The organism is Mesorhizobium sp. 2RAF21 (assembly GCF_052115345.1).
In the GTDB taxonomy this organism is placed as follows: Bacteria; Pseudomonadota; Alphaproteobacteria; order Rhizobiales; family Rhizobiaceae; genus Mesorhizobium; species Mesorhizobium terrae.
Window position 1 is genome coordinate 52,861 of record NZ_JBFRGM010000020.1, and the last position, 14,951, is coordinate 67,811.

Annotated in this window: 15 protein-coding genes and 1 pseudogene; 3 read left to right on the top strand and 13 right to left on the bottom strand. The window is 61.2% G+C overall.

From position 1 onward, the window contains the following. Both AB4136_RS26575 and AB4136_RS26580 read right to left on the bottom strand, forming a co-directional pair. Window positions 1-543, bottom strand: coding sequence for a Chromate resistance protein ChrB (locus AB4136_RS26575; protein WP_137901797.1), 543 nt, complete (start codon window positions 541-543; stop codon window positions 1-3). A 647-nt stretch (window positions 544-1,190) separates the two neighbouring features. After that, complete coding sequence (locus AB4136_RS26580) at window positions 1,191-1,775, bottom strand: recombinase family protein (protein ID WP_137901798.1); 585 nt, start codon at window positions 1,773-1,775, stop codon at window positions 1,191-1,193. Between the two features lie 163 nt (window positions 1,776-1,938). On the opposite strand from AB4136_RS26580, the gene AB4136_RS26585 reads away from it, so the two are divergent. Next, the gene (locus AB4136_RS26585; protein WP_137901799.1) at window positions 1,939-4,914 is read left to right on the top strand and encodes a Tn3 family transposase; all 2,976 of its coding nucleotides are present in this window, start codon (window positions 1,939-1,941) and stop codon (window positions 4,912-4,914) included. 53 nt (window positions 4,915-4,967) lie between these two features. Here AB4136_RS26585 and AB4136_RS26590 read toward each other — a convergent pair. Continuing rightward, window positions 4,968-5,651: pseudogene (locus AB4136_RS26590) on the bottom strand (chloride channel protein); the annotation flags it as partial. A gap of 377 nt (window positions 5,652-6,028) precedes the next feature. Here AB4136_RS26590 and AB4136_RS26595 point away from each other — a divergent pair. Next, window positions 6,029-6,400, top strand: coding sequence for a nuclear transport factor 2 family protein (locus tag AB4136_RS26595; RefSeq protein ID WP_137901800.1), 372 nt, complete (start codon window positions 6,029-6,031; stop codon window positions 6,398-6,400). A 251-nt stretch (window positions 6,401-6,651) separates the two neighbouring features. On the opposite strand, the gene AB4136_RS26600 is transcribed toward AB4136_RS26595, so the two are convergent. Both AB4136_RS26600 and AB4136_RS26605 read right to left on the bottom strand, forming a co-directional pair. Further along, window positions 6,652-7,353: a DUF4336 domain-containing protein gene (locus AB4136_RS26600; RefSeq protein WP_137901801.1), complete on the bottom strand. Its 702-nt coding sequence runs from the start codon at window positions 7,351-7,353 to the stop codon at window positions 6,652-6,654. 320 nt (window positions 7,354-7,673) lie between these two features. Continuing rightward, window positions 7,674-8,084 carry a hypothetical protein gene (locus AB4136_RS26605; RefSeq protein ID WP_137901802.1) on the bottom strand — a complete coding sequence of 137 codons (411 nt, stop codon included), beginning with the start codon at window positions 8,082-8,084 and terminating at the stop codon, window positions 7,674-7,676. Between the two features lie 177 nt (window positions 8,085-8,261). On the opposite strand from AB4136_RS26605, the gene AB4136_RS26610 reads away from it, so the two are divergent. Further along, entirely contained in the window at window positions 8,262-9,341 is a 1,080-nt protein-coding gene (locus AB4136_RS26610; RefSeq protein ID WP_137901803.1) for a LuxR C-terminal-related transcriptional regulator, read from the top strand. Window positions 9,342-9,387: 46 nt separating this feature from the next. Here the strand turns inward: AB4136_RS26610 and AB4136_RS26615 are convergent, their stop codons facing one another. The 8 genes from AB4136_RS26615 to AB4136_RS26650 all read right to left on the bottom strand — a co-directional run bounded on the left by AB4136_RS26615 (window position 9,388) and on the right by AB4136_RS26650 (window position 14,881). Beyond that, a complete protein-coding gene (locus tag AB4136_RS26615; RefSeq protein ID WP_137901804.1) occupies window positions 9,388-10,020 on the bottom strand; it encodes an SHOCT domain-containing protein in 633 nt (210 codons plus the stop codon). Between the two features lie 39 nt (window positions 10,021-10,059). Continuing rightward, on the bottom strand, window positions 10,060-10,434 hold the full coding sequence (locus AB4136_RS26620) for a hypothetical protein (protein ID WP_441931802.1): 375 nt from the start codon (window positions 10,432-10,434) through the stop codon (window positions 10,060-10,062). 107 nt (window positions 10,435-10,541) lie between these two features. After that, window positions 10,542-11,048, bottom strand: coding sequence for a hypothetical protein (locus AB4136_RS26625; RefSeq protein WP_137901805.1), 507 nt, complete (start codon window positions 11,046-11,048; stop codon window positions 10,542-10,544). Window positions 11,049-11,125: 77 nt separating this feature from the next. Further along, window positions 11,126-11,596 (bottom strand): hypothetical protein, encoded by a 471-nt coding sequence (locus AB4136_RS26630; protein ID WP_137901806.1) that lies wholly within the window; start codon window positions 11,594-11,596, stop codon window positions 11,126-11,128. A gap of 31 nt (window positions 11,597-11,627) precedes the next feature. Then, a complete protein-coding gene (locus tag AB4136_RS26635) occupies window positions 11,628-12,383 on the bottom strand; it encodes a hypothetical protein (RefSeq protein WP_137901807.1) in 756 nt (251 codons plus the stop codon). Then, window positions 12,380-12,982 (bottom strand): hypothetical protein, encoded by a 603-nt coding sequence (locus AB4136_RS26640; RefSeq protein WP_137901808.1) that lies wholly within the window; start codon window positions 12,980-12,982, stop codon window positions 12,380-12,382. The genes AB4136_RS26635 and AB4136_RS26640 overlap by 4 nt, the downstream gene beginning before the upstream one ends. Window positions 12,983-13,047: 65 nt before the next feature. After that, entirely contained in the window at window positions 13,048-13,386 is a 339-nt protein-coding gene (locus tag AB4136_RS26645) for a hypothetical protein (protein ID WP_137901809.1), read from the bottom strand. Next, on the bottom strand, window positions 13,367-14,881 hold the full coding sequence (locus AB4136_RS26650; RefSeq protein WP_137901810.1) for a WD40 repeat domain-containing protein: 1,515 nt from the start codon (window positions 14,879-14,881) through the stop codon (window positions 13,367-13,369). The genes AB4136_RS26645 and AB4136_RS26650 overlap by 20 nt, the downstream gene beginning before the upstream one ends. Window positions 14,882-14,951 lie beyond the last annotated feature (70 nt).

Genomic DNA, 14,951 nt, shown 5'->3' on the forward strand with positions numbered 1-14,951 from the left:
TCAGCGGTTCTCGTCGTGAGCGTCGAAGACGCGCTGCGCGTAGCTGTCGAGCAATTCCTCGCAGGCCCGGAGACCGGCGGCTGCTTCCTCGGCGCGCGGCGCGCCGTAGAAATCGAGCTTCCTGATCTTCTCCAGCCAGCCTTGCAGCTTCTTCAGGTCGGTGTCTTCCTCCTCGAGCTCGGCATAGGTGAATTTGTTAATCGCGATTTCCTTGGCGATCTCCTTCTCGAAATCAGCGCATCGCCCGAGAAACTCGCGATACTGATCGTCCCGATCGGCCCGGAACCTGGCCACGACCTTCTCCTCCTGGGCACGATCGAGTGCGACCGTCTCCAGGATCACGGCTTCACCGCCCATCCCCGAAACATCGTTTTCGATCATCTTCAGCCGGCGGATGTGATCGTCGGTCTTCGGCAGCAGGCAGACGCCATTTTGCAGATAGACCGCCCCCAGACCCTTCACCCGCCGCCATAGCGCAACGCGCTTTGTGGCCGGTTCGGGCGGAACTTTATACGTGAGCAAAAGCCATGACAAAGAAACCATGGCCTCATCATAATGAAACCACCGTTACAAATCAATCAGTACCACATGTTCGAATCCGGCTGGGTCACGCTTTATGAGGCAACGGCCTCGTGTTGGAGGCGACGGTCGCTAGCTACGTAAGATCGCTTTGCTCGGCAGAGGCTTGCTTAGCGGGGCGGTTCCGGCAAGGGGCGAAACGACGCCGTAAGGCACGGTTTGAAAAATCCCTTGCTTAATCGGGGCATCCGCACACGACCCCAACGTCGAAACACCCATAGTGTCGCGCCGGCGGCGTCCACCACCGCATCAGCCAGATCAGACGTGGATAGAAAGAAAAATGTCGCCAATAGCGTACTTCCCACTTGACGTTCCAATCGCTGGAAGGCGCACGCTGTCTTTCCGCTGCTGCGATGCAGGTGTTGGAATACCAAATGGAGGTGCGCAATGAGGAACGCTTCTTCGCTTCAGGAAATAGTAGCCCGCGCGTTCAAGCAAGCCTTGCGCGAGCGAGATTTTACCGTTGCCGAATTCATGCTTCAGGCACTCGAAGACATGGACTCAAAGTGCCCATGCGACACCATCTTGGACGATGCTATGCGCATGATCGACACTCCCACGCAAAAGATGACACCACCGAAGCGGCGCCTCCAATAAGCTTGGTGTCGCAGTCACGATGATGAGGAATTGTCCCTGACGCGCATGATGGTCTGGCGGCTGGTGCTGAATTTCCTGGCGAGAGCGGAAACGCTCGTCCCCCTGGCGAGATCGTCGCGAACATCCTGCTTTTGCTTGTCGCTCAGCGTCGCAGGGCGGCCGAGGGCCTTTCCTTCCGACTTGGCGCGCTTGAGGCCGGATTGTGTCCGCTCGATCAGCAAGTCCCGCTCGAACTGTGCGACGGCGTTAAGCACGTTCATGGTCATCGTGCCGGCCGAGCTGGTGAGGTCGACGCCACCGAGAGCGAGACAATGAACCCGCACGCCCATGTCCTCCAGCTTTTTGACGGTCATGCTCACGTCGATCGCATCACGGCCGAGGCGATCGAGTTTGGTCACAATCAGCACATCGCCGGACTCCAGCCGATCCATGAGCCGGGTGAACCCGCGCCGTTGGGCGATTGCTGTGCTTCCGGAAACCGTCTCGGTGATGATCCGGCGCGGCTCGACGTGGAAACCGGCGGCTTCGATTTCTTGAATCTGGTTCTCGGTGGTTTGCCCGGTTGTCGAGACACGGACATAGGCAAAGGTACGCGGCATGGGTCAATTTCGTCCGAATAGGATGTCCGAAATATGAGCCATGTCCAAAATTATGTCAAGATAATTTGTGGACAGTACGATTTCAGCCTGTACGAAATCGACCGGTTTCGTACATGGCGATTAGCCATCGGTGCAGCAGTCCGAAAGTTGGGTGGAGTAGAAAATGGCGCGTCGTGAGCTTCTGAAGATTCAGGATCGAGAGGAGCTTTTCGGAGTGCCGATCGATGAAGACAGCCTCATCCGGCACTATACCCTCTCGCCGGCGGACAGGCTGGAAATCGAAATACGCCGGCGCAAGCACAATCAGCTCGGTTTCGCCATTCAGCTTTGCGTGATGCGCCACCCGGGGCGAACGCTGATGCCGGGCGAGACCCCGCCAAGGGCCATGCTCCACTATGTCGCCGAGCAGCTTGATGCCGATCCGGGTAGTTTTGCTTTCTATGCCCGGCGAGAGGAAACCCGTCGCGAGCACATCGCACATTTGCTGTCCTATCTGGGAAAGCGATCGGCAATGGCTCAGGACAGGCGCGCTGCCATGCAGTCGGCGATCGAAGCGGCGGCGCAAACCGACAAGGGGCGTCCGATCGCCGAGGCCATTGTCGCCGCGCTACGGGACCGCCGCGTGTTGCTGCCCGCCCCGGATACCATAGAGCGTCTTGGTCTTGCGGCACGGTCTATCGCCCGCCGTCGCGCGGAAGCGGCATTGATCTCCGATCTTTCGTCTGAAAGGCTTCAGATGATCGATGGCCTTCTGAATGTTGATCCCGTGATTGGCCAGACACGGTTCCACTGGCTGCGGTCGGCCGCGGAAGCGCCGGGTGCGGCGAATTTGGTTGGATTGATGGACAGGATCGGCTTCCTGCGTGCACTCGGCATCGACCCGCGTCTACAAGCGCGCATTCCGTCCGGGCGGTGGGAGCAGATGATCCAGGAGAGCGACGTGACGCCAGCATGGCTTGCCGGCGACTTCAACGCCAGACGCCGGCACGCGACGATCGTCGCCCAGATCATCAAGCTTGGCCAGAAGCTCACCGACGATGCCGTGACCATGTTCATTAAGCTGATCGGCAGGCTGTTTTCCCAGGCAAATAACCCCAAGAAACAGCGCCAGGTCAACGCCCGGACCGAGACATCCAAGGCATTGCGGCTGTTCCTCGATACGATACTGGCCCTTCAGGCGGCCAACGATCGTGAGGAAAATGCGTTCGAGACCCTCGACCGCAAGGTCGGCTGGCACCGGCTCCTGCGTATGAAACCCGAGCTTGAAGCCATGGTGGAGGAAAACGAGGCGTCGCCGCTGGCACTAGCTGCCGAACAATATGCCAATGTTCGCAAATATGCGGGCCGGTTTCTCGAAACCTTCATATTCCATTCGACGCGCCGGCACGACCCGCTACTTGCCGCTATTGAAGTCCTGAAACAGCTTTATGCGGAAGGGCGACGCGTGCTTCCGGATCGTGTTCCGGTAGCGCATCTCGGCACGACCGAGCGCAAATTGATCTTCGGGCAGGCAAGGCCCGACCGTCGTCTCTATGAAATTGCCACGCTCGCGGCCTTGCGTGAGCGGCTACGTTCCGCCGACATCTGGGTTGAGGGAAGCCGCGCCTTTCGTCCGATAAACGAGCACCTCATGCCGCGACCGGCGTTCACCGCCTTGAAGGAAGCCGGTCAACTCGGCCTGGGCATACATGGCGATGGCGCGACCTGGCTCGCCGAAATGCACCAACTCTTGGACTTCAACCTGAAGCACCTCGCCTATCGCGCCCGCAACGGCAAGCTTGAAGGTGTCCGGCTCGAGGCCGGAACGCTGATCGTGACGCCGCTCGCCAGTGAGGTTCCCGCCGCAGCCGACGAACTGAATGTAGAGCTGAACGAAATGTATCCGCTCGTGGAGGTCCCGGATCTTCTCCGCGAGGTCCACCAATGGACCGGTTTTGCCGATCAGTTCACCCATGTCCGCACGGGCGATGCGCCACAGAACATATCCGCCATGCTTGCCGGTGTCCTCGCCGACGCCACGAATCTTGGCCCCAAACGCATGGCCGGGGCCTCAAAGGGCATCAGCGCCCATCAGATCGGCTGGATGCGCATGTTTCACGCCCGCTCCGACACCTATCGAGCCGCGCAGGCCTGCATCACCGACGCGCATGCGCAGCATCCTCATGCCCAGCTATGGGGAGATGGAACCACGGCATCCTCAGACGGGCAGTTCTTCCGGGCCAGCGACCGCGCTGCCAAGCGCGGCGACGTCAATCTCCATTACGGGAGCGAGCCAGGCTCGAAATTCTACAGCCACCTTTCCGACCAGTACGGCTATTTCAGCATCCTGCCGATCAGTCCGACCGAGAGCGAGGCAACCTATGTGCTCGACGGCCTGTTCGACCACGACACCATCCTCGAAATCGAGGAACATTTTACCGATACCGGCGGCGCTAGCGATCATGTATTTGCCCTCTTTTCCCTGATCGGCAAGCGCTTCGCGCCCCGGCTGCGCAACCTGAAGGACCGCAAATTCCACACTTTCGAGAAAGCCAACGCATATCCGGCCCTTGCCAGCCATATCGGCGCACCGATCAACACGGCCCTCATTCTCGAACACTGGGATGACATCCTTCACCTGGCTGCATCGATCACGACCCGTTCCGTTGCCCCTTCCATGATCCTCAAAAAGCTCGCGGCCTCATCGAAGCCGAGCCTTATAGCCAGGGCTCTGCGGGAACTCGGCCGCATCGAGCGATCCCTGTTCATGATCGAGTGGTATTCGAGCCCTGCGCTGCGCCGTCGCTGTCAGGCCGGCCTTAACAAGGGCGAGGCAGCCCATAAGTTGAAGCGTGCCGTCTTTTTTCACGAGCGCGGCGAAATCCGTGATCGATCCTTCGAGAGCCAGGCTTTCCGCGCTTCCGGCCTTAACCTGGTCGTCAGCGCCATTGTCCACTGGAACACCGTCTACCTCAGCCGCGCCGTGACCCACCTCCGGCAGGGTGGCCGAACCCCTCCCGATACCCTCCTCAAGCACGTCTCGCCGCTTAGCTGGGAGCACATCAACCTCACCGGCATCTATTCCTGGGACGCCGAACAGCAAATGCCCGAGGGCTTCAGGCAATTGCGTCTACCTGGGGCAGCTCTTCGTGCCGCATGATGTTCCCGCTCCGTTCAGCTTTAGCGTACGATTTCGAGCAGCTCTTGTTCTGCCCCCAAATAGGTGTAGTTGCCGAGCAGACCGAGCGAGGCGAGGCCGGCCAGGATCACCGCCGTCAGCACCAGCCCGTTGGTGCGCGCCTGATAGGTGCGTCCCATCTCCTCGATGGCGAAGACGATGCCGGCAAGCGGGGTATTGAAGGCGGCGGCGACGCCGGCTGCCGATCCGGCGAGGATCAGGCCGCGCGCCTGCGACATGCCGCCCCAGCGGGCCACCTGCAGCATGATCGAGGCGCCGACCTGCACCGTCGGACCCTCGCGGCTGATCGAGGCGCCGCACAGCAGGCCGAGCAGGGTCAGGCCGATCTTGCCGACCACCATCTTCAGCGACAGCAGGCGGTCCCTTTCCTCTTCGGCGCGGAGATGGCGGGCGGCGATGGCCTGCGGAATGCCGCTGCCCTGAGAGTTGGGGAAATAGACATACGCCGCCCAGGCGCACAGGATGAAGCCGAGCGGCGTGATGAGCAGCGGAAGCAGGCCGCGCCAGCCGCCGCCCTCGCCGATGATGGCGTGGAAGCCGGATTGCGCGACGTCGGCCAGTTTCGCGAACAGCACGCTGACGAGGCCGACGACCAATGCCCCAGTCCAGAACACCAGCCGAGGCTGCCATACACGGCGCGAGCCCCACATGGCGCGCGTCCGGCGAAGCATTGGATGTCGTGGAAATGTCCGTCGCATTCGACAGCTTTAGACCGACATGGAGCTATCGCCTAGTGAATGGCGGCGTTAGGTCGGCCATGGCGGTGAGACATTTCAGTTATTGAACGGGCGGTACGAATAAGCGTACGAAGGAATGTCGCCCGAGAGATGGGCCTTGAGCTACGCTTGGTGCGTCACCGCCCGCGTTGGTGACAGAAACGGCCCGGCGCGGAGTAAGCATCCAGGAAAGGCCGCGTGTTTGTCGCGTGCGTGTAACGGCAATGCACGCTACGATGGTTTCTGGCTCGGCGGCCTCTCGATGCCTACGGCCTTGGTCGGTCCTGTCGCCGGCGAATTATTTCGAACATCATACAAACGAACAAATATTCGATTATCTGACTGGAGGGAGACGGGCGATGGACATACGGAGGATATTGGGGGAGCTATGCAAGGCCTTCAACGCGCACGATCTTGATCGCATCATGGCGTTCTTTTCTGACGATTGCGCTCTGGAGATGCCGAAGGGCAGCGAGCCATGGGGCTCTCGTTTCGAGGGCAAACGGAATGTGCGGGAAGCGCTGGCGACGCGCTTTGAGGGCTTGCCCGATGTCCACTACGGCAGCGAGGAACATTTTGTGGACCCGACGGCCGATACCGGCATTTCAAAATGGACCCTCACCGGCACGACCCGCGAGGGGACAAAAGTCGATGTCCGGGGTTGCGACTTCTACACGTTTAGCAACGGCAAGGTGGTCCGCAAGGACTCATACTGGAAAATTGTGGAGTAAATCGGAAATGATCCTGGTTCCTTAAGAACCGCTCTCAAGGCCAAGGCCGGGGCGACAACCCATCCGCGCCTGCCGACCCTGCGACAACCCGAAAGCTCCAGGCCAGCAGGCCATCCGCCCAATCCAGTTTGACGATTTCGGAATGCAGCCATGGCTCGAAACTGGGCCAGGCGGCCTTTCAAGAATGCAGATCGACAGCAAACCACCCAGTGGGCTTGTCGAAAGTTCCGCCCAATTTGCTGACGCTGGGGCTACTGGAGCAGCCATGAAAAGGCACGCTGCAGAAAGGCTTCGCCACCCGTCCTGACAATTTCGCCGTGCGCGACGACGACATGCTCGGCATGTTTTCCGATCAACTCACGGATCTTGGGGCGCGCGGTTGCGCGGCTGCGGAAACTGATCCGATAGTCGATCGGCGGATAGCCCCATCCCTCGACCATTTTCGAGAGTCTTGCAATCGGCCGCATCCACCAAGGCCAATGGCTTTTCAAGAATCCCTCGCTGAAAGTCTGCGATAGGTCGGCAATGATGGCGGTGCGGGACGCACGGTGAAAGAAGATCACTTCGTCCATGAAAGGCGAATTGGTGAAATAGAACTGGTCGATCTGCCCTTTCCATTCGGCTGGTGGATCGTCGGCCAGTACCCCGGAAAAGCGAAGTTCCCTGCACTTGGCGACTGTCGCCGCCGTCGCCCATAAATTCGCGTCGGGGAATGCGGCCTGCCACTCGTCCAAAAACAGGTAGTGCAGCTTGTTGGGGCTCACGATGTGCCGGACAGGCCCCAGCGTCCGAACCTCGTTCTCGATCGCGGCCGTCCTGGCGACCGGCGACCATAGCCACAGCCCCCCGTCGGCAAGGCGCACGACGACCATGCGTGTCGGATAGTCGAAGCCTTTGAAGGAGACGACTCCGCCATCCGCGAACCACAGATTCGATCCCAGCGGTTCCAGCATGGTTGCGAAGTCTAGTCTGCCAGGAGGACGCTTTCCAGCCCGAAGCTGATGGTCCGCTGTCCATCCCAACCCGGACCGTCGGGGACAGACCAGCCCCGCAGCGACAAGGATTCATTTAGGCCGCTCGGGGGCCGGCACCAGACCGTTCGGTTCCACTGCGTGCCCGGCGAATTGCCGCCATTCGGCATACCGCTGGCGGTATGATTGCCGATCTGGTCGCGAAGTATCACGCTCTTCGTGCGGTTGCAAAGGCTTTGAAGACCTGGGAGACCCGGTTCCGACTGGTCTGCATGTGCGGTCAGTCGGATTGCAGCCGCTTCTCAGGGGCGCATGCCGACCTTCCAACCCTCCCTGGTCCTGTCGAGATGCTGTTCGGTAATCGTGTTGGGGTCATCGCGCGCTTCGAGCATCGCGTGGTCGTCGTCGATCGCGACGCTCATGATCTGCTTTCGCCGCGCCTCGCCCTGAGCGCCGCCGCGCATGCGGGCGAGAAACTCGTTGAATCCTGCCTCTCCGAACATTTCCGCCATGCCCTTCAGGTCGGCGAGCTTCTCGGGAGTCATGTAAGGGATCGCGGCCTTGAGACCTCCTCCGATGAGAGAGTGCTCGTAGGCGAGAAAGGCATCGGCCTGCGGTGATTTCCGGGCGGCCTCACCTGTGAGCGTCTGCGCTCCGGCCGCGCTTGCTACAAAAAGAGCCAATATGGCCGTAGCAAGAATGGGATGCCGCATCAGAATCCATTTCTATCAACTGGCCGACCAAAAACGACTGTCAAAATCTGTTCTGATGGCGGCTGCACCTTCGCCTTTCGGCGACCTGAAGACTATTGTGCCTCGCGCAATAACGGACCACTATCATACGATAGTGGCCGCCCGGCGGTGTCGGCGGGTGTGGAGGGGGAGACGCCAATGGGCGTTGCGATCTCCAGGATCGGACACCTTGTTATGCAAGGCGTGCTGGACAGCGCGGCCTGGGACGAAGGCTTGTCGGCCATTACGCGGGCCGTGCGCGCCGACCACCTCGTCGCCATTCTTCCGCAAGAGATGGATGACCCCCACGCGCTCGTCATGCCGCTTGCCTGGGGAAGTGGCGTTGCCGACGAGAACATTTGGGCACTGGCAGATTATCCCGCCGACGTGGCGGTGCTCTCGCGCCTGCTGCCGGCGGGCAGGATGGTCGTGCAGGATGACGTGGTGCCGCTGCCGGTCCTGTGTCAGCTGGCGGTGTTCGAGGGCGCGATCAGGCCGATGGGCGGGCGCCACGCCGCCGTCGCGCGCACAACGGCGGGCGGCTTTGTCGCCGCCTGCCGAAGCCGGTGGGGAAAGCCGTTCTCGGATGGCGAGCGGACGACCCTGACGGACCTGCTGCCGATACTAACATCGGCCCTGAACCTGAAACGGCATATGCAGTTGCTAAAGGGTCGGGTCGCCACGCTCGAAGCCGCCCTCGACGATCTCTCGACCGGCGTGATCTTCCTCGATGCGCAGCGGCGTATCCTTCACGTCAACAGCGCCGCCGAGACGATTTTCGCTCGGACAGGGCAACTGCTGACCATGCCGGCGATGCTGTGGGGTGGCGGCGGAATGGAGAGCCGCCGGCTTGCCCAGATCATCGACGAGAGTTCCGGCGCGATCACGCTTGTCCGGAGTGAAATGGCATTGCCGCTGGCGGTTCGGGCGCTGCGCATGCCTGCTCCCGAAGGCGGCGCGATCGCGTTTCCGCGAAAGACGGCGACGATCCTGTTCGTGAGCGATCCAAATCGCCCGGCGCCGGCCGGCATAGCGGGCCTCTGTGCCGCCTTCGGGCTAACGCCACGCGAAACCGACATCGTGGCGTTGCTGGTGGCAGGAGAAGGACCGGCGGACATCGCGGCCAGGCTGGGAATTTCTCTCGGGAATGTTCGTGGCCACCTGAACCGCATCTTCGGCAAGACCGGCACGGGTTCGCAGGCCCAGCTCATCGCGCTGTGTCTTTCGGCCGTGCATTGAAGCGAGGCCACAGGTTTCGGAACCTGAATGGCGCAGGCAGCGGCGGCTACAGTTCGGAGAGCATTTCCCGCTTCCGGGTCTCGTAGTCCTCCGGTGTAATCGCCCCGATGTCTCTCAACCGGGCAAGCTCACGGAGACGGTCCTCAATCGTATCAGCGGGAGCCGGCTGCCGAACGGTTTCAATTCGGATTCCCTTTATCGGCCGCGCCCAAGTGGGCGTCGTGGTCTCCTGCGAGACGAATCCGCGCAGCCTGTCTTCGGCATAGGAGCCAACGCGGCGTGCGCCCCGCGACAGCAAGTACCGGAACGACAGCATGAGCAACGGCCACAAAGCGAACAGCGCGACAGCGTAGATAAGGCTGGAAAAGAACAGACCTCTTGCCGTCATCGGCTGTCGCGAGCCGTCATCGCCGACGCAAAAGAGTTCGCGGGTGACGCCGTACTGCCCCGGCTTGTAGGAATATGGGGACGACACCGTTTCCAGCTTGCCGCTACAGATCAACGGCGCGGCGATATGGGTGAGTGCTGGAAAGAGAGCGCCGCCCGCTACCCCGATCATGGTGCCCAAGAACAAGCTGATGACCAACCGCGCCGTCAGCGAAAGCGCGCGAAGTGCGCGCAGCCACGGCGCTGCGCTTGCTGTGTTATGGTTGGGGCGTGGTCCTTCTTTGCCGATCATCGGTCCAGAACAGCTATGGAAGCCGAAGTGGTCACCAGCTCAATCATTCACGCTAACGTCCGTAAACAGGAATCCCGCCGGCCTTCTGGTGAAGGTGAAGATGTTTTCGTAGCAGGAGATATGGTAGTTGTCGTTGTTCTCCTCGTCGCGATCATAGACGGCTTTCTCGCGTCGGATGCAGGCGCGATTCTTCTTGGTGAAGAACTCGGGATAAGCTTTCGCACGAAATTTTGCGGCATCAGAATAAGTCGTGTCCTCCATGAAGGGCAGCCTGGTCATGCCGGCAACGGCGGCCGAATCGTTGGCTTTCAGAGCCGCTCGAAACTTCGTGATGAATCTCTCGAACTCCGTCTGCAAAGCATGCGGCGCGGCGGTTTTCTCCGATGCCTGAGCGAAAGCGACCGCCGGGCTCAAGAGAATGGTAGCGAGCTCATCCGACTGTCCGGCGTCAGCGTCGACCAGCGCAGGCTTGGCAGGTCCAGTGACCTGAGCGGCCAGGCTCGGATATCGTTTCGCCGATATCAGTCCGGGCACCTCACATAGATTTCCGGCATCTGGTAGTTTTTCTGGACCACGAGCGTATTCTCGTCGACCCTGTGTATCGTGGCGATGCCGTTGCGTGCGAGCGCTCCTACTCGCTTCTGGAAATCTGTAGCCGACTCCAGACCCATATAACGAACGTAGTCATCCTGCGGCGTGACGACCGAATAGACGTTTCCCGTGATCAGTTCGAACCGCACATGGAGTAGCGCCCCGCTCTCCTTTCCCGACGTTAAGGTGAAACCGTTCGGATCGACTTCGTCGATCGCCGAATAGTTCTTCTGACACAGTCTGTCGTAGGCGTTTTCGACTTCAGCAGCGGAAAACAAGATGATGCCGAACCAATGGCCGCGCAGATTGGCCAGAACCCGGTCCGAATTATGGGCAATATAGCCTTCGGCTGTCGTACTGCTTCGAAAGACGTCAATGGTGTTGTCCAGCTTCTGGGCGTCGAAGGCAAATGCCGGGCTTGTGGTGAGCAGGGCCATGAATAGTAGAAATCGCATCATGTCGTCTCCGTTGGCGAAGCCCGTTCCTGCCGGCTCGCCGGGCTCGCTTTTCCTTCTTAGGAACACTTCCTCGCAAACGCTTTCAGCGCATCCGTCTCCGCCTTGCCGAGCGGGACCGTTGCCGGCTCGCTGCCCTTTGGCCGCATCTCTATCGGCTGGCCGGAGGTGAGGATGCGCCAAGCCCTTCCTTTAGGTTCCAGCGTGGTGAGCAACATCGCGTTTCCAGTCATCTCATAATCGGGGCTCTTGACCGAAACGCCGTCTACCTTGGTCGAGAGCGTGCCGGCAGCCAGAGAGAGGCTGACCGGTTCATGCTCGCCGCGCCCGAGGGGCAGTTCGTTGCCGATGAGCACCTCAAACATATCGGGGGTGATGCAGGTGGCGAACAGCAAGGCGTCGGTTTCGGGCTCGTCCGATCGAATCTGGATGGTTTCAAGCTTCTCGGTGCTCGCGCCATAGAGTGGTTCTGCGGTCGCTGCCGTCGATGCGGCTACCAGACAAAAGACCATCGTGCCGATTCTCTTCATCGCATCCTTCCTTGCCCCTGACGTTCGCCCTTCATCGCCGTAACCGTCCCGTGTCGACGACGCGGATTTCGCGCTTTTCCAGCCTGACCCTCATTTTGAAGTAAAAGCCCGGATCGTCGGCACCGGGAATTTGCAGCACCGTTTTGATCTCCATCCGGTTGCCCCTATCGAACCGGCCGGCGACGACATGCGCTTCATACGAGTCGACGGCGCCGTCGTGCTTCCTGCGCGCGAGATGCTGCCTGCCGATGCGTCTGACGATGGCGAGAAGGTCGCCGCGGACCAACAGCTTGCCCGCCTTGTCAAAGCGGAAGACCTCCGCGGCGAGCGTGTCCCATCTGTCATTCTGCCGCATTAGCAGGCGTGTCTCGTCCTTCGACCACAGCACGGCCAACTCGGCATAGTTGTAGATTTCATGGTCGCCGGAATGCGTGCTGCCGGCATCTGCGATAATCGCGCCGTCACGCAACCGCACGACAGCGTTTTCCGGTCCGCCGCCAAGAAACGAAATCGACCCATCGGTCGGATCAAGCTTGAGGCGAGCAATGGCCGTGGCATCCTCCGGCACAACCCACGCGACCGCATATCGCCCAGAAGGCGAGATTGTTTCTTCGACGACACGCAAGGTCCATCCATCGCGATGACAAACCATGGTCGCCTGTTCCCGCGCACAGGGATGCGGATTCTGCGATTCGGACTCATTGGCGCGTGCAGTGGAAAATGTGCCGACGGCGATCGACAGTGCCATACCGAGAGTTGTCGGAAACGTCGCGAGCGCCTTGATCATTGGTCGACCATGCCCTTGACGATCTCGACGGCTGCCGAGGTGCTGACGCCGCCAACCGCAGGCTTGTCCTTGCCGCATATGAAGGATGGCTGAGCGTCGGCAATTTCGTGGGCGAGTTCGTTGGCGTTCCGATTGACGGCCGCATCGACCGCGCCCATCACGCAGGCCATGCGGGGGGTCACGCGGAGGACAGCGAGCACCTGGTCTCCAACCTCCGGCCCGCCATCCTTGGCAAACTTCATTCGCACGATCGCTGCGTAGGGAATGAAACCCTTCGTGCCTTCATTTCCACGCCAATCGACTACGAAACCCGCGCTCCATGCCTCCACGATCCAGATGACTTTCTTCGGGTGGCCACCGTTCGGCCAACGGAAGCCTATCCGAAGTCGGGTTCCCAAGGCGTTGACCAGTACCTGCGAGTTGCCGAGACCGGAGCAGGTCTTGAGCTGATCGTCCTCCTCGCCCGGTTCGTGGCCGATCGGCGCGAACTTGCAATCCTTGTTGGCGATGGAGGTAAAGCGGCTTTGGGCTGCGCCGGCCGAATGGGCCGAAACAGCGGTGATGACCATGGTCGAAAAGAGAACGGCCGCTATCCGCATGGCGCTCCTTCCTGGCCGAAACGGACCGCTCATTCCACCGATCAGTGCAGCCCCGGCGACGATCCTCATCGGACGAACCATTCGGCGAAAAACGATATTCCGAGGAAGAACGCGACACCGATCGAGATCATTGGGGTCGCCAGTCTCAGACAGAATCTCGCCCTGGAATCCGCTCTCGGTTTCGTGTCGATGACGCCGTAAGACAGGATAGCGAAGCCGGCCGCGCCGAGCAGGACGCACGCCGCGCCTCCGATCGCCCACATGCCGCGCAGATGCAGAGCTTCATGATGTCTAAGGCGCCAGGGCGCCACATCGGCGATGAGGCCGTATATCGCGTAGGCGGCGATCGCGATCGCGACGACGAACACGATCAATTTGCGTATTTCAGTCGGCAAAGGCCGCATAAAGCTTGTCCCATTGCCCAGCATGGCCGCTGGCGCGCGCCGCGTCGTCCCATTCCAGCTTCGCGCATTTGCGCAGCGTCTGGCAGTTGTCGGGATCGCTGGTCATGCACAGCGTTCCCTTGCCGCCGGCCAGCTTGAACGTCGCCTTGTCGAACGGCTCGGCCGTCAGCGAATGCGGCGCGCCCTCGAACACGTCGCAGGTCAGGTCGGCCTTACAGCGCATGAACTGGCTGGACTCGAGCAACTGGTCCTCGCCGCCGGCAAGATATTCGATGAGCCCGTCCGAATGGATGACGTAGGGGCTGGTCGAGCAGATGAGGTGCATGACATCGGCGGTGGCGTCGGCGTCGTCGGGCGGCCCGAAGGCCCATAGGCCCGCAATCCCGTCCGCCAGCCGGACATCGTCCTGCTGCTGTTGCAGGGTATAGATGACGCCCATGGCGCCGTGCGGCCGCGCCACGATCCTTTGATTGTCGATGAAACCGACACCATAGCCTTCGGACAGGCCGTTCAGCTTGACCATCTGTTCGCCGGAACCCGCGTCCCAGATGCGCACATACTCGTCCGACGAGCCAGTGGCGATGCGGGCGCCGTCCGGGCTAAAACCCGCGGACAGCACCTTTTCGACGCCGTCTTCCTTCAGACTGACAATCTCCGCGCCTCTCGCCGCATCGAAGACGCGCGCGACGCCGTCGTCGGCGCCGGTCACGATGCGCCTGCCTTCGCGGTCGAACACCGCCACTTCCACGTCGGCCTGATGCCGCAGCGCCGCGATCTCCTGTCCTCTCGCGGCGTCCCAGACCCGCACGGTCCGGTCCCGCCCCACCGTCAGGATGCGCGTGCCGTCCGGACTGAAGCCGACCTGGTCGACGGCCTTCTCATGGCCTTCCAGCCCGGCGATCTTCTTCCCGGTGGCGGCGTCCCACACGACCGCGGTCTTGTCGATCGAGGCGGTGGCGACGCGCTTGCCGTCCGGGCTGAACGCCACGTCGGTCGGCGGCGCCGAATGCCCGTCCAGGATGACGACCTCGCGCCGACCTTCGATCTGCCAGACCGCCGCCGTGTCGTCCTGCCTGAGCACGACGATGGACTTGCCGTCCAGGCTGAACGGCTGCCGCGGAAGGCCGACGATGAGCGTTTGCGCATCCCGTGGGATCGCCGCGAATTCCTTATAATCGGCTGTGTTCCAGAAGCGCAACGTCTCCTCCGTCGCCACCATCACCGTCGAGCCGTCCGGGCTCCAGGCCACGAAAGACGCCTTGCCTTCCAATTCGGCCACCTGCCTGCCGTCCGACGTGTCGAAGACGATCGTGCCGGCGTCGGTGGCGAGCGCGACGCGGTCGCCGGGCGGGCTGAAGCGGACGGCATGGACGGTCTCGTCCACGCTGAACACGCGCGACTCGTAGAGTTCGGCGGCGAATGCCGCGCCGGTCATCGAGAGCGTGACCAGCCAGAACCCAAGCAGGACGGCTAGTCGTTTCAGGAACGCCGCCAAGCCAAGCCAAATCGTCCGGGGTACCTGTAGAGGCCCGCCACGATTTATACATATGTCCGCCAATCGAGCC